Raw genomic sequence first — 15713 nt, forward strand, 5'->3', positions numbered from 1 at the left:
AGTTCCTTCTATAAATCCTACTTCTTTTTTATAAATACAAGGAAGTATGAATGATTTTTTCGAGCGTGTACTTGCTTTTTTAATCTGCTGACTGAAGGCTTATTAGTTCTCATAACAACAAATAAGTCTTTTGTGTAGTAGCCATTTTTTTCATATTCGTTAATTATTTCTACATGAGTTAACCATTGCTTTCCTGCACTAACTTCATCTTGACATTTGACTATTAATATTCCATCCTTTCTTAAAATTCTATAGGCTTCCTTGCCAGCTTTAAAGTATACATCAGTAACGGCTGCGTGCCATTTCTTGGTACCAATATTTTCAGTATCTTCATTAATTTCATTTCCATTTGAGTAAGCATCAGAAAATGAATAATGTGTACCAGAACCAGCTTTTTGTGAGGCTTCTTTTCTATAAAAGCCTTCCATATATGGAGGATCTAAAACTACACAATCTATTGATTGATTTTGATATGGTAATTTACGACAGTCTACTCCAGTGGATATGTCAGTAGCAAGAAGTTTATACTTATCTTTAGGCACATTTTGCCAAAAAACCCCTTTTCCCCAAGTAACATCCGCCACAATAGACCCTTCTGGAACGTGCAATTCGAGAATATTGGGAAAAACTTCGGCGTTTCCTGATAAATAAGCAGACATTATCAAGTCTGAAGTTGATTCACCACCTTGCTTACGCTTGTTGAGGGAGATATTTTCGCTATCGGATTGTAAGATTGATCGCTGTATGTATTGCATAGGGTTCAATATTATCCTGTTTTAAGATAAATATAATTAGAGTCATTATAAACCATCAATCAGTAACACATTTATCAAAAATCATGTATTCCTCTTGACGCTAGGGACAAAATAGGGTAAACAAAAGAATAAACCCTAACAAAAACCCCATTTCCCCCAAATTCCCCAGGGCAAAAATAGGGCATAAAAAAATCAAAATTCCCAACCAATTGCATTAACAAAAACCCTAGACAAAATAGCTTAATCTTCACGGATAGGCATAGCAAAACCACCACATACAACGTCACCTAGTACGTCATAAGATACGAAATCTAAATCTGTGTAAGCACCGTTTTCTTCTAGGAAGTTAATAGCGGTGATAATACCACGACCGGCGCAACCTACACCGGGTTCTGGACCACCAGATTCCACACATTTAACATCGCGGAAACCGGTCAACATGACTTCATGAAGTTCTAGATCTTCAACAGATCCTCTTTCAGCAGCCAAGGAAAGAACTGTGGTTTGAGCCTTAGAGTGCAACATCAAACGGGTAGAGTCAGCCTTAGGATCGCAACCTACGATCATGATGCGTTGACCCATTTCAGCCATAGCGGCTAAAGTATTTTGAGAAGTGGTAGATTTACCGATACCGCCCTTGCCGTAGAAAGCTATCTGTCTAATTTTTTCTTCAGTCATTGTTCGTGTTTCCTAGAATTAGTTGATTGGTGAGTTTATCTTTTGTCTGTTGGTTCTCACGGCCAAGTTCTACGGCGGTGAGCGTTTGTAGAACGTCGCTATGGAGGCGATCGCTCTACAGAAAATAGAGTAGTGTTCATGGTATTTATGAAGTTGTAAGGATTTTTTTCTTTGTTAGTTGTCAGCAGTCAGTTGTTTTTTGCTAATGACTAATGACCACTGACTAATGACTAATTTCTAAACTGCTTCGACGATGATTTCTTTACTAATGCGATCGCGTAATCTCGCTTCAATCGCAATCTTTAAAGTTGCAGTGCTGCTAGAACATGAACCGCAAGCACCTTTCAGAATGACTTTAATTTTATCGCCTTCTACATCATAAAGTTCTACATCTCCCCCGTCGGCGATTAAAACGGGTCGGACTTCTTCATCTAATACTTTTTGAATCAGGGCAATTTTTTGAACTGTAGTTAATGGTCTTTGTTGCTCTGAACTAGGAATTTCTGTTTTAGCGTTCGCCATGTAGCTGTAGAGATTTTTGTTGGCGGCTTCCTGCTTTACTTCTCTTATTATATCATCAATCTTCGTTAAACAGGAACCGCATCCGCCACCAGCTTTTACATAATTTGTTACTTGCTCTGCACTGAAGAGATTGTTTTGTGCAACTGCTTTCTTTATCTTAGCATCAGTTATTCCAAAACAACTACAGATGAGGACACCTTCTTCATCGTCATGTGCCTCTAAAGGAATACCACGATAATTATAAATCGCAGCTTCTAAAGCTTCTTGACCCATAACAGAACAGTGCATTTTGGCTTCAGGTAAACCACCTAAATAATCAGCGATTTCCTTATTTGTTACTCCCAAAGCTTCATCTAAAGTCAAACCTTTAACCATTTCAGTTAAAGCGCTAGAAGAAGCGATCGCACTGGTACAACCAAAAGTTTGAAATCGAGCATCAAGAATTTTATCTGTTGCTTCTTCAACTTTCAAATGTAATCTTAAAGCATCACCACAAGCAATACTTCCCACTTCACCAGTTGCCAGCTTAACACCAGCTTCACCAGTTTCTTCAATTGCACCCTGGTTTTTAGGATCGTAAAATAACTCTAATACTTTATCAGTGTAGTCCCACATAGTTAATTTTAGATTTTGGATTTTGGATTTTAGATTGCTAATTCGTAATTTTTGATTGGTCAGCAGTCTGTTTTCATCTACTACTGACCACTGACTAATGACTACTGACTACTGACTGCTGTTGTAACCAATCGGCATTATCATTTTTGAAGGGAGATAAAGCTCGAAGACGGTCAACAATTTCCGGCATGACTGCAATTACTTGCTCAATTTCAGCTTCTGTAGTGTAGCGAGAAAGACTGAAGCGAATTGAACCATGTAGAGTAGTGTAGGGTAAACCCATAGCTCGTAAAACGTGGGAAGCTTCTAAAGAACCAGAAGTACAAGCAGAACCAGAAGAAGCACAAATACCGTACTTATTTAAGGAGAGTAAAATTGCTTCACCTTCAATATATTTGAAACCGATATTTGTCGTATTTGGCAATCTATTTTTGATGTCGCCATTTACTTCACAATCGGCAATTTTAGCCAGAAGAGACTTTTCCAAATAATCACGCAACTTTCTTTCTTTAGTAGTTGCCTCTTCTAAATGTGAAAGTTCCAATTCCGCAGCTTTGCCTAAAGCGATAATTCCGGGAACATTCTCTGTACCTGCTCTTCTTCCTCTTTCTTGATGTCCACCAATTAATAAAGGACGGAATCTCACCCCACGTCTGACATACAAAGCACCAATACCTTTAGGAGCATGAATTTTGTGACCAGATATAGTTAACATATCTATTGTGCTGGTCTTCATATTCAAGGGTATTTTACCTACCGCTTGGACTGCATCAACGTGGAAGATTGCTCCATATTCTTTAACTCTAACACCAATTTCTTCAATGGGAAAAATTGTGCCGGTTTCATTATTGGCATACATTATTGTTACCAAAGCTGTATTACCAGTTAGAGCAGCTTCTAACTCATTCAAATCTATTTGTCCCTTAGCATTTACTGACAAATAGGTAACTTGATAACCTTTAGATTCTAATTGTTTGCAGACACTTAAAACTGCGGGATGTTCTACTTGGGAAGTGATGATGTGGCGTTTTTCGGGTTGAGCTAATAACGCCGCATGAATAGCAGCATTATCACCTTCAGTTCCGCAACTGGTAAAAACAATTTCTGATTCTTCTGCTCCGAGTAAAGCCGCAACTTGTTCTCTAGCTGCTTTTACAGCTTTCCCAAGTTGTCCACCAAAAGTGTGCATACTAGAAGGATTAGCATAGTAGTCCGTCAAATAAGGCATCATAGCCTCAACAACTTGAGGATCTATTTTAGTGGTGGCATTATTATCAAGATAGATACAATTATTTTGCATAATTTCCATATAAAGATTATGAGTAATTGTTAACTGTTAACTGTTAACTGTTGACGGTTGACTGTTAACTGTCAACCGTCAACCGTCAACTATATAACTACTTGTCCCTGCTGTTTTTGCAACTGTTCGGAAAACTTCTGAGAATAAGATTTGTACCAATTCTCCCAGTAGTCTTGTTTATTGGTTAACTTTGCTAAAACACGGCTGTAAGTAGCAAACCAACTTTCCCAATAATCACTAGGTTGTTTAACGCAACCATCAACAGTAGGACAACTGGCTTTACATTGAGCTACAGTGTGAATACTACCAGCGCAATTTGTGCAAAGTTTAGAGTCAATCCAATAATTACCGTCAACTTCTTGAATTGCACCGGTAGGACAAACAGATAAACACAACTTGCAGGAAATACACTGGCTAGTAATTTCGTAAGCCATGATTATTTACCTTTGTGTAAATTGGTGAAGAGGTAAAAGGTAATAGGTGATTAGTTGTTGAAAAAAAGGTGATTGGAACGTAATACCCATTACCAATTACCAATTACCTATTACCCATTAGCCTTAACGTATTGCTCGTAAAATTCTAAAGCAACCTTTTCAATTACGTCATAGGCTTCAACAGTTTTTATTCCTGCTGCTTCTAGTTTTTCTTTGGGACAATTGCCTATTTTCGATACCAAAACTGCTTTACAATCCGCGATTGCTTTCATTATATTATCTGCGGTAGCTTCTTCGCTGTAACCACCTTGACAATATTGATCAATCTTGCGGTGACTTACAAAACGGACTTCATTACCATCAACTTCATAAACTTGAAATTCTTTGGCGTGTCCGAAGTGTTGGTTAACTAATCCACCGCCTTTTGTTGCTACTGCAATCAAAATTTTGGGTTTATTTTCTAGAGACTCCACAGCATTTGATTTTGCTTTGTCTTTAGCTGCTTTAATTTCTTCTCTAAATTTCTCAATCCCTTCGTGAACTTCTTGACGGGTTTCAAAGTTATATTCTGGAGCCATTTCCATGAACTTATCTTTAGTAAATTCTTGGCTACGATCTTCTCCTAATAATCCTACCGCATCTGCTCGACACTGACGACAGTGGCGCATCATTTTCATATTACCAGAGCAATTGTCTTGGACTTCTTTCAGTTCTTTTCCTGTTGGTCCACGTTGACCAGTTAAACCGAAATGTGTACCATGTTCTGGTGCAGAAATTAGCGGCATGATGTTGTGTAAGAATGCACCTCTTTCACGAATAGCCTTATTAACTTCTACCAAATGTTGATCATTAACTCCGGGAATCATCACAGAATTAACTTTGCATAAGATATCAGCTTCTCTGAGAGCTTGCAATCCTTCCAACTGCTTTTCTAGGAGAATTTTTGCTCCTTCAACACCTCTGTAACGTTTGCGTTTATAGTGAACCCAAGAATAGATTTGTGCGCCTATTTCAGGGTCAATGGTATTAAGAGTGATAGTAACGTGATCTATATTTAATTGTTTGATGCGATCAATATGTTCTGTCAGCATCAAACCGTTAGTAGATAAGCACAATTTAATATCTGGTGCTTTATCGGCAATTAATTCAAAAGTCCGAAAAGTTTTTTCTGGATTAGCCAAAGGATCACCAGGTCCCGCAACTCCCAATACAGTCATTTGGGGAATTTTACCCGCAATTACTAACACTTTATGTGCGGCTTCTTCCGGTGTGAGCAGTTCGCTCACTACTCCAGGACGACTTTCGTTAGCGCAGTCATACTTGCGGTTACAATAGTTACATTGAATATTACAAGCTGGAGCAACGGCAACGTGCATCCGTGCATAGTGATGATGAGCCTCTTCACTATAGCAAGGGTGTTTAGAAATGCGTTCTATGAGTTTTTCGTCCATTTCTGGAGTTGTGCTGCTGTCGCAACCGCAAGCAGCAGATGTAGCGGGGGTGATAATGGCATTCTGAAAGTCGGAGGTGAGAATATCTGTAGCAGGTAGTGTCATTGAATTTCGCTGTTGGAGGTGGACTTGAGAGCCACTGTGGGAGATGCTTTTACTACTGCCAATATCTAAATTATTTTAGACATGGTGCTAATCTCATCCCTCCACTCACTTTTGACTGCTAACTTGGTTTTGTTAAGGAGCGTTAAGTGATTGGCGATAAATGATTTATAGCAGCCCTTTTTTTTGCCCCCCTTGGTTTGCAAAGGATAGAACTTATTAGATTTATTATGTTTGTACTCAAATCCTTAAATCCTTGCATTGCAACCATACAAAAATTAAAAAATATTTTTTCGGGTTGGGGTGCGAGTATTTATAGTTAGGGGTACGAGTATTTATAGTTAGGGGTTCAGGATTTCTTTGTACTCATCTCAAACTCAATATCTGTAAGGGTCTTGGCTATATTTTTAGCGAATTTTCCTGATATTCGACTGTACTCAACTTTCCTGCAAATTCTCCTAAAAACTCTTGTTATTCAGAGATTTGAGGTTAAAAAACTGGAGTAAAATCAACCCGATTACTCCAGGTAGGTGCGAAATTCAATTCTGTATACAACCTATCATTTTTTTTGGCGTAAAAATGCAATTTATATTTTTTTAAGTTTTCGATTATTAATGATATTTTTATAGCTGTATTGCTTGCTATACAATAAATACAGCCTAATTACACCATCTATATTAATGCAGATAATTTGCAAAAGATTTAATTTTTTGATCATTATTAGGACTTATACTCAAAACGGCTAGTACCGCAGAGCGGAAGTCAAAAGTCAAAAGTCAAAACGAAGACAGTATAGGCTTTGTAACGATTTAGAATGGTTGGTTCACTTACGCCGCAGTGTACTAGAAGCTAGACTTTTTTATCATACAAAGAACAAGGTTCAAAGCCTCTCCAGTATTAAATATTATTCCTTTTCCCTCTCCTCTTAGGAGAGGGATAGGGAGAGGTGCGGGGAGAGGTTTGGAGAGGGGTTTTAGGGAACACCAAAAAATAAATTACCCAATTTTGTGGGATGGGCATCCTGCCCGTCCTTGATGATTAGCGGGCTTTTCGCCCCGCACCACAAGAAATTTTTGGGTATTTTTTTAATTGGAAGTCCCTTAGAAGGTATTTGAAGAGTTTTGAGTTGGTTACGCAAAACCATCTTCAATATATTATACTCTATAGTAATGCCAGATCGGTTATACAGTAGACATCTCCAAAAAAGAATGTAGAGACGTTCCATGGAACGTCTTTACAAGAGTTCTAGGATACGTACATTTAATTTCTGGAGATGTCTAATATAAGCGTTGTGGAAATGTAGTCATTATGCAACGCCTTAACTTGTCCAGATTTCCGCTTAAATATATTCAAGCTAGTTAACTATCATTTCTAAGTTGAAAAGTATGGAAAGGACTATTTTACATGACTCCAATATCATCAATAAACTGATGAGAATGTTGTCAAACTTCCTCAAATTCCGAAACCAACCAGTGATTATTTGTGGTGCGGTTACAGTCTTAGTCATAGGACTTCAGAAACTGCAAGTATTAGAGACCATAGAATTGAAAATCTATGATCAGATGATACAACTACTTCCTGATCAAGGTCCAGATCAGCGACTATTAATCATCAGTATAACGGAAGAAGACCTGCAAAAATGGAATTGGCCTTTATCCGGTGAAACTTTAGATCGGTTGTTCGATAAACTAGAACAATATCAACCCAGAGCCATTGGTTTAGATATTTTCCGTGACTTACCAGTACAACCCGGTCACGAAAAACTACTACAACGCCTACAGCAAAGTGATGTGATTATCCCAGTCTGTAAACACGCTGACAGTAAAAGTGATGGTATTGCATCACCCCAAGGTGTAGAACCATCACAGGCAGGATTTAGTGACCTAGTGGAAGATACTGATGGTTTTATTCGCCGTAATTTAATCTCAGTGAATGTGGAGAAGTCCGATAATTGCCAAAGTCCCTATTCCTTAAGCTGGCAATTAGCCACAAAATATCTAGCAGTTGGCGGTATTCAACCCCAATTAACAACTAAAAAAGAACTAAAACTCCGCAATGTTGTTTTTAAACCTCTAGAAGCTCACTCTGGTGGTTATGAGAATGCAGATACCCAAGGATACCAAATTCTCCTGAATTATCGTTCTCACCGTCAAATTGCCCCACAAGTCACTCTTACAGACATACTTTCAGATAAAATTCAACCCAACTTAGTTAAAGACCGGATTGTTTTCATAGGTTCTACAGCACCAAGCTTAAAAGATGTTTTTAATACCCCATTTAATTCTGGAAAAGCGGACGATTCTGGGAGAATAACAGGTGTAGAAATTCATGCACAAATTACTAGTGAGATTCTCAGTACCGTTTTAAACAACCAGCCTTTATTTTGGTTTTTACCCCTTTGGGGTGAATTCCTCTGGATAGGAACATGGTCTGCCATTGGTGGATTTTTAGCTTGCCGCATTCGTCATCCATTAGGCTTAGGTATAGGACAAACTATATCCTTACTGGTTCTATTTGCTGGCAACTTTATTATTTTTACTCAAGCGGGATGGTTGCCAGTGATTGCTCCAGCACTGAGTTTAATTTTGACAACTAATGCCGTAATTGCCTACAGTAATTATGCAAGTAAGCAAGAAGAACAAAAAATTAGGGGAATATTAGAGAAACAAGCAGAGATAATCGCCCAGTTGCGATCGCATCAGGTCAATGCTGAGTATAATAATACCAATTATGTTTCAGGACAACCATTAAACAACAATACCCTCCTCAAAGGACGTTATCAAATTACTGAGAGATTGGGTGGTGGTGGATTTGGTAAAACTTACTTAGCCGCAGATACTCAACGGCCAAGAAATCCTCTCTGTGTTGTCAAACAAATGAGTCCGGCCAAACGAGATCCAGAATACTTGAAAATAGCTACTCGTCTATTCAATAATGAAGCATCTATTCTGGAAACCTTGGGAAAACACCAACAAATACCCCAATTATTAGCATTCTTTGAACAAAATCAGGAATTTTATTTAATTCAGGAATATATTGAGGGTCATACTTTAACTAAGGAGTTAACTCCTGGGATATGTTGCTCCTATGATCAGGTAATCAATATCCTCAAAGAGGTTTTACAGGTACTCGTTTTTGTCCATAGTTATGGTGTCATTCACCGAGATATTAAACCCGATAACTTAATCAGGCGAAAAGAAGATGATAAGATTGTTTTGATTGATTTTGGTGGTGTTAAACAAATCCAATCTCAACAGCAGACTCCAGAGAATCTGACTATTGGTTTTGGTACCATGAATTACGCACCCGGTGAACAATTGAATGGAATGCCAAGATTGAACAGTGATATTTATGCTTTGGGAATTATCGCTATCCAAGCCTTAACAGGGATAACTCCCAAAGATTTTCGGAGACATGGGAATACGGGTTTAATTGTCATTGCTAACACATCTTCCACGGGTGAGGGGACTTTGCAAAATTGGCAACGAATAGCAAGTATCAATGACAATAACGAATTGGTTAGAGTCTTAAATAAGATGGTAAGTATTGATTTTACCAAAAGATATGAGTCAGTTAAGGAGATACTGGAAGATCTTAATTAAGTCAGAGGAGAGCGCGGTATATTAAATCACCCCACCCTAACCCTCCCCTTGTAAAGGGGAGGGGACTGGATTTTTGTTTTCACTCTTCACAAGGGACTAAGGGGGGTAAATCTTTTCACAAAAGCGAACTAAACAAAGGTAGCCACATAAGGTTAATTCTCAAGGATATTTAATAAATTTTAACCATATTTTAAATTGATACTTGTGAAATTAATTACGGTTCATCGTATACTGAGGGTGTCGAAAAACTTGGGAGTTATTCCATGTCCCCGCCAGCATCCAGTGTGAGAGTTAGTTATCAGCAACAGCATTATTGCCAAGATGATATTACCAGCATCTCGTCCAGGTTTTCCTTACTATCAGAGATTTTCGCCCATGGAAACCCTCAAAACCTAAAAATTTACCCACCTAATCATGGTTTTCCGATTGTATTATCTGCCACTCAAACAGCTTGGGTAGGTGTAGCTTGTTTTGGGATTTTTTCCTTGGGATTGATGAATGCAGGGGTTGTTCAAGCACAATCAATCGTGAGTCAAATCCCCACCAGACCCACATTAACGACACCTGAACCCCCTCTACCCACTCCCCAACCCATAGAAGAACCGAAACTGGAAACCCCACCCTCTCCAGTCACTCCTTCTCCTTTGGAAAATATTCCGGGGACTGTGAATATCAAGGGATTTGAATTTGTCGGTAATACAGCCTTTACTCAGGAAAAATTAAGATCAGCAGTCAATGATTTAATTGATAAAGAAATTACATTTCCTGATTTAATATCAGTGGAATATCGTATAAATAACCTGTACCGGAATCAGGGTTATATCAACTCTGCGGCCGTGATTGAGCCTCAAAATATTTCCGCTCAAGGGGGAATAGTTAAGGTGACAATTATTGAAGGAGGCATCGAAAATATTGTTATTAAAGGAACTCGACGCTTAAAATCTGATTATATTCGTTCCCGGTTGGGTTTAAGCACCAAAGCTCCCCTCAATCAAGAGCGTATTCTTCAAGCTTTACAACTGCTGAAAACTGACCCCCAAATTCAGGATATTTCTGCACAAATATCACAGGGAGTTAGACCAGATTTAAGTGTCTTAGAAGTTACTATCAAAGAAGCAGATACCTTTCATATTGATATTTTCACCAATAACGGCCGCGCTCCCAGTGTCGGTAGTTGGCGACGGGGAACGACAATTACTGACAATAATCTGTCTGGTTGGGGTGATAGTTTTAGTCTTAGTTACTCTAACACCGATGGTAGCAACGCCTTAGATGTCAGCTATGGTTTACCACTAAATCCCCGCAATGGGACAATTAAAGTCTCTGGAGGAGTCACCAGAACCAGCGTCACAGAACCACCCTTTGATCAACTAGATATTACTGGTAACTCCAGTTACTACGAAGTAGGTTTTAATCAACCATTATGGCAAACTCCTAGTCAAGAATTGGGTTTAGGTTTAGCTTTTTCCCGACAAATCAGTAAAACTAAACTCGGTTCAGACGGTTTTCCTTTGTCTATTGGTGCAAATGACAACGGTGAAACTCGCATTTCTAAAATTGCTTTTTCTCAAAATTGGGTGACACGCAACTCAAAATCTGTACTAGGTCTTTATTCTCAATTTAATTTTGGACTAGGGATATTGGATGCTACTATCAATAATAACGGTATTCCCGATAGTCGTTTTTTCGCATGGCGTGGACAGGGACAATACGTACGTTCTTTGAATCGCCAAAATGATATGTTACTGATGGTGCGTTCTAACTTACAGTTGAGCAAAGAGAGTCTTGTACCTCTAGAACAGTTTGGTATAGGGGGATTATCCAGCGTCCGGGGTTATCGTCAGGATGCTTTGTTAAAGGATAATGGCTTCTTACTATCTACAGAACTTCAGTTTCCTATTATACGTAGAGTCAATCAGCAAGGTGGATTATCTCTTATTCCCTTTGTAGATTTTGGCACGGGATGGAGTAGTGGTAACACTAAGAATATAAATCCTGGTAATACCAGCAAAGATGGCTCTTTGGTCGGTGCTGGTCTGGGTTTACAGTGGAAATCAGATCAACTCAAGGCTCGTATTGATTGGGGACATACTCTAATTGATCTGAATTCTCAGGATAAAACATCATCAGAAAACCGTTTATACTTCTCTGTGGAGTCAAGATTATGAAGCTTAACCTATCTGGAACAACCCTAATTCAACAATTAATATTACAGATTATCACTGGCTTAATTGTCGCTGCTAATACTGGGATAGTTAAGGCGCAACTGACACCGGATAATACCGTTGGTTCTACTACTAGAAGTGATACTGTTAAGGGACTTACCAGTGATATCATTGAGGGAGGAGCAACCCGTGGTACTAATTTATTTCACAGTTTCACTAATTTTAATGTAGATGCTGGTAAGGGAGTTTATTTTAGTAACCCTGCTGATATTAACAACATTTTAACCAGGGTTACTGGCAGCAGTCAGTCAAATATTTTCGGAACTTTAGGGGTGTTAGGTAATGCTAACCTGTTTTTAATTAATCCCAATGGTATTAGTTTTGGTCCAAATGCTCAGTTAGATGTCAAAGGTTCTTTTGTCGCTTCCACTGCGGATAAAATTGTTTTTGATAACTACGAGTTTACTACCACTAATCCCACAGCGCCACCGTTGTTAACTGTGAATATTCCTCTAGGGTTAGGTTTCCGCAATAATCCTGGGGATATTAATGTTAATCTAGCTGGTTCTACCCTAGCATTTAATAACGGTCAGGGATTGAAAGTTCCTCAAGACAAAACCCTAGCCCTAATTGGTGGTAATGTCAATATTAATGGTAATGGTGTTGATGCAGAAGGATTGAGAGCGGGAATTTTATCACCGGGAAGTCAGATACAATTGGGTGGTTTAACCCAGACGGGAACTGTTAATTTCAACGAAAATTTCTACTCAACCTTTCCTCAAGGTGTGACTAGGGGAAATGTCAGTTTAAGTAATGGTGCTGAAATCAATGTCCGTGCTGCTGGTGGTGGTAGTATTACCATAAATTCCCGAAATTTGAATGTGAATGAGAATAGTAGGGTGCGTGGGGGGATACAAAAGAATTTAGGTTCAGTAAATGCTCAAGCAGGGAATATTGACATTAATAATATTGAGCAAGTCACCCTAGATAATGCGGTTATTGCTAATATTGTAGACGAGTTTGGTAAGGGGAATGCTGGGAATATTAATATCCACACTTCATCTTTAACCTTGAAAAATGATAGTACGATTAATACTAGTGTCTTTGCTGCCTCTAGTGAAGGGAATGGGGGTAACATCACTATTGATACTGCAAATTTAACTCTGGAAAATGGTAATTTCATTAGTGCCGATACCAATGGTAAAGGTAATGCTGGAAATGTTGCAATTAAGGCTACCCAAGGGGTGACTGTGGGGGAAAAAGCCGTGCTATCTAGTGACGTAAACGATACAGCACAAGGAAATAGCGGGGGTATTACTATTGATACTGCAACTTTAACTCTGGAAAATGGTAGTTTTATTGGTGCCGATACCAGAGGTAAAGGTAATGCTGGAAGTGTTGCAATTAAGGCTACCCAAGGGGTCAATGTCCGGGGGTGGCTATCTAGTGACGTAAAAGGTACAGCACAGGGGAATAGTGGAGGTATTACTATTGATACTTCAACTTTAACCCTGGAAAATGGTGGTTTTATTAGTGCCGATACCAGAGGTAAAGGTAATGCTGGAAGTGTTGCAATTAAGGCTACCCAAGGGGTGACTGTCGGGGAAAAAGCCCTGCTATCTAGTGACGTAACCGATACAGCACAAGGGAATGGAGGTAACGTTACTATTGATACTTCAACTTTAACTCTGAAAAATGGTGGTTTTATTAGTGCCGATACCAAAGGTAAAGGTAATGCTGGGAATGTTGCAATTCAGGCTAACCAAGGGGTGACTGTCGGGGGATTTCTATCTAGTGGGGTAACGGATACAGGAGAGGGAAATGGTGGAGGTATTACTATTGATACTTCTTCTTTAACCCTGGAAAATGGTGGTATTATTAGTACCAGTATTCTTGGTAAAGGTGATGCGGGAAATATCACAATTAACGCTACCCAAGGGGTAAATGTCCGAGGGGGCCTATCTAGTGGGGTATTCAATACAGGAGAGGGAAATAGCGGGGATATCACTATTACCACTCCTACTCTAAATTTGGAAAATGGTGGTATTATTAGTACCAGTATTCTTGGTAAAGGTGATGCGGGAAATATCACAATTAACGCTATTCAAGGGGTGACTGTCGGGGGACTCCTAACTAGTGGGGTATTCAGTACAATAGAGACAATAGATAGAAATAGCGGGGGTAAAGTCACCATTAATACTTCAACTTTAACTGTGGAAAATGGTGGTTCTATTAATGCCAGTACCTATGGTAAAGGTGATGCTGGGAATATCGCAATTAAGGCTACTCAAGGGGTAAATGTCCGGGGAGAGCTAACTAGTGACGTAAAAAATACAGCACAGGGGAATAGTGGGGGTATTAATATTGATACTTCAACTTTAACTCTGAAAAATGGTGGTCTTATTAATGCCAGTACCTATGGCAAAGGTAATGCTGGGAATATCGCAATTCAGGCTACCCAAGGGGTGACTGTCGGGGGACTGCTATCTAGTGGAGTAACGGCTACAGGAGAGGGAAATAGCGGGGGTATTACTATTGATACTTCTTCTTTAACCCTGGAAAATGGTGGTTTTATTAATGCCAGTACCTTTGGTAAAGGTAATGCTGGGAATATCGCAATTCAGGCTACCCAAGGAGTAAATGTCGGGGGACTCCTAACTAGTGGGGTAACGGATACAGGAGTGGGAAATAGTGGGGGTATTACTATTGATACTTCAACTTTAACCCTGGAAAATGGTGGTTTTATTAATGCCAGTACCAGTGGTAAAGGTAATGCTGGGGACATCGTAATTAGCGCTTACCAAGGGGTAACTATTGGGGGATATCTATCTAGTGGAGTATTCAGTACGGGAGAGGGAAATAGTGGGGGTATCACTATCAAAGCTGGTGATATAAACATCAAGGGCGTTGGTGACAATAATATTACTTCTCAAATTAATACTACTACTTCTGGTAAAGGTAATGCTGGTGATATTAATATATCAGCAAGTAACATTACCATTGATCAAGGTGTGGTTTATAGTTCTGCGCTTGGAGATGGTGAAGGAAAAGGTGGTAATATCAACATTAATACCTCTAATTTAACATTAAAAAATGGTTATATTAGTACTGAAACTACTAGTAAAGGTGATGCTGGGAATATTCAACTTGGAATCACAGACAACCTCAAATTAACCAATAGTACCATCTCCTCCGGGACAGACTCTACGGGAAAAGCAGGAAGCATTAACATTGACCCCAAATTTTATTATAATTCTTGCATCGTGGGGGGATGTGTTACAATATTCATCTCAGAATATAATGTCTCCACACTGATAGAATTGGATAGTTCTCAAATCACTGTGAATAGTCAAGGATCAGCAGATGGTGGTAATATTACTCTAATAGGAAATAACCTAAATCTGAATAATTCTACCATCTCAGCCAGTACCAAAAGTGGACAGGGCGGTAATATCACCCTGAATATTCCCGATACTATCCGTCAAAATAATAGCCAAATTGAAGCTAGTGCCGGAGACAAGGGTAATGGTGGTAACGTGACAATTAACACTAATTTTATCATTGGTAATAGTAGTGAAAATAGAATTAGTGCTAATGCAAAGCAAGGTGCAGGTGGGAATATCAAGATTACCACCCAGGGAATATTCGGGTATAAAGATAATCAAATTGACGCTAGTTCGGAAACAGGTGTTAATGGAGTTGTAGAAACAAAGACTCCAGAAGTAGACCCTAGTCAAGGATTAATTGATTTACCTGAAAATTTACTCACTGCTGCCATTATCACCAATTCTTGCCGTCAAGGACAAAATTCATTAATAGTTAAAGGTAGGGGGGGTTTAGCCTTGACTTCAGATCAACTGCCTAGTAGTAGTGAGGTAGAAGTAAGTTTAATTGCCTCCACATCTGTAAAATCATCATCAGCAATTAACCCTACATCTGCAAACATAGAAAAAACAGCATTTAAAACCATTATTCCAGCCCAGGGTTGGGAAATCAATAGTCAGGGAGATGTGGTTTTGGTCGGTCATTCCACAGGAAACCCCGCTGAGAGAGTCAATACTGCTATTACTTGTGCATCAAATTAAGGTG

General features: G+C 39.0%; 9 protein-coding genes. 3 read left to right on the forward strand and 6 right to left on the reverse strand.

Annotated features, from left to right (window positions below; genetic code table 11):
* Positions 1-17: 17 nt before the first annotated feature.
* The 6 genes from EZY12_01305 to nifB all read right to left on the reverse strand — a co-directional run bounded on the left by EZY12_01305 (position 18) and on the right by nifB (position 5860).
* A complete protein-coding gene (locus tag EZY12_01305; GenBank protein ID QSX68380.1) occupies positions 18-755 on the reverse strand; it encodes a hypothetical protein in 738 nt (245 codons plus the stop codon).
* A 240-nt stretch (positions 756-995) separates the two neighbouring features.
* A complete protein-coding gene (locus EZY12_01310) occupies positions 996-1433 on the reverse strand; it encodes an AAA family ATPase (protein ID QSX68381.1) in 438 nt (145 codons plus the stop codon).
* Positions 1434-1670: 237 nt separating this feature from the next.
* The gene (gene nifU / locus EZY12_01315) at positions 1671-2570 is read right to left on the reverse strand and encodes a Fe-S cluster assembly protein NifU (GenBank protein QSX68382.1); all 900 of its coding nucleotides are present in this window, start codon (positions 2568-2570) and stop codon (positions 1671-1673) included.
* Positions 2571-2664: 94 nt separating this feature from the next.
* Positions 2665-3870: a cysteine desulfurase NifS gene (gene nifS, locus EZY12_01320; protein ID QSX68383.1), complete on the reverse strand. Its 1206-nt coding sequence runs from the start codon at positions 3868-3870 to the stop codon at positions 2665-2667.
* 89 nt (positions 3871-3959) lie between these two features.
* Positions 3960-4304: a 4Fe-4S binding protein gene (locus EZY12_01325; GenBank protein QSX68384.1), complete on the reverse strand. Its 345-nt coding sequence runs from the start codon at positions 4302-4304 to the stop codon at positions 3960-3962.
* A 110-nt stretch (positions 4305-4414) separates the two neighbouring features.
* On the reverse strand, positions 4415-5860 hold the full coding sequence (nifB, locus tag EZY12_01330) for a nitrogenase cofactor biosynthesis protein NifB (protein ID QSX68385.1): 1446 nt from the start codon (positions 5858-5860) through the stop codon (positions 4415-4417).
* A gap of 1433 nt (positions 5861-7293) precedes the next feature.
* On the opposite strand from nifB, the gene EZY12_01335 reads away from it, so the two are divergent.
* The 3 genes from EZY12_01335 (at position 7294) to EZY12_01345 (ending at position 15709) form a co-directional block, all read left to right on the forward strand.
* Positions 7294-9459, forward strand: coding sequence for a CHASE2 domain-containing protein (locus EZY12_01335; protein QSX70469.1), 2166 nt, complete (start codon positions 7294-7296; stop codon positions 9457-9459).
* A gap of 263 nt (positions 9460-9722) precedes the next feature.
* On the forward strand, positions 9723-11627 hold the full coding sequence (locus EZY12_01340; protein ID QSX68386.1) for a ShlB/FhaC/HecB family hemolysin secretion/activation protein: 1905 nt from the start codon (positions 9723-9725) through the stop codon (positions 11625-11627).
* Positions 11624-15709, forward strand: coding sequence for an S-layer family protein (locus EZY12_01345; protein ID QSX68387.1), 4086 nt, complete (start codon positions 11624-11626; stop codon positions 15707-15709). Before EZY12_01340 ends, EZY12_01345 begins: the two co-directional genes overlap by 4 nt.
* The last annotated feature ends 4 nt before the right edge of the window (positions 15710-15713 follow it).

This window comes from Dolichospermum sp. DET69 (assembly GCA_017355425.1).
Classification (GTDB): domain Bacteria; phylum Cyanobacteriota; class Cyanobacteriia; order Cyanobacteriales; family Nostocaceae; genus Dolichospermum.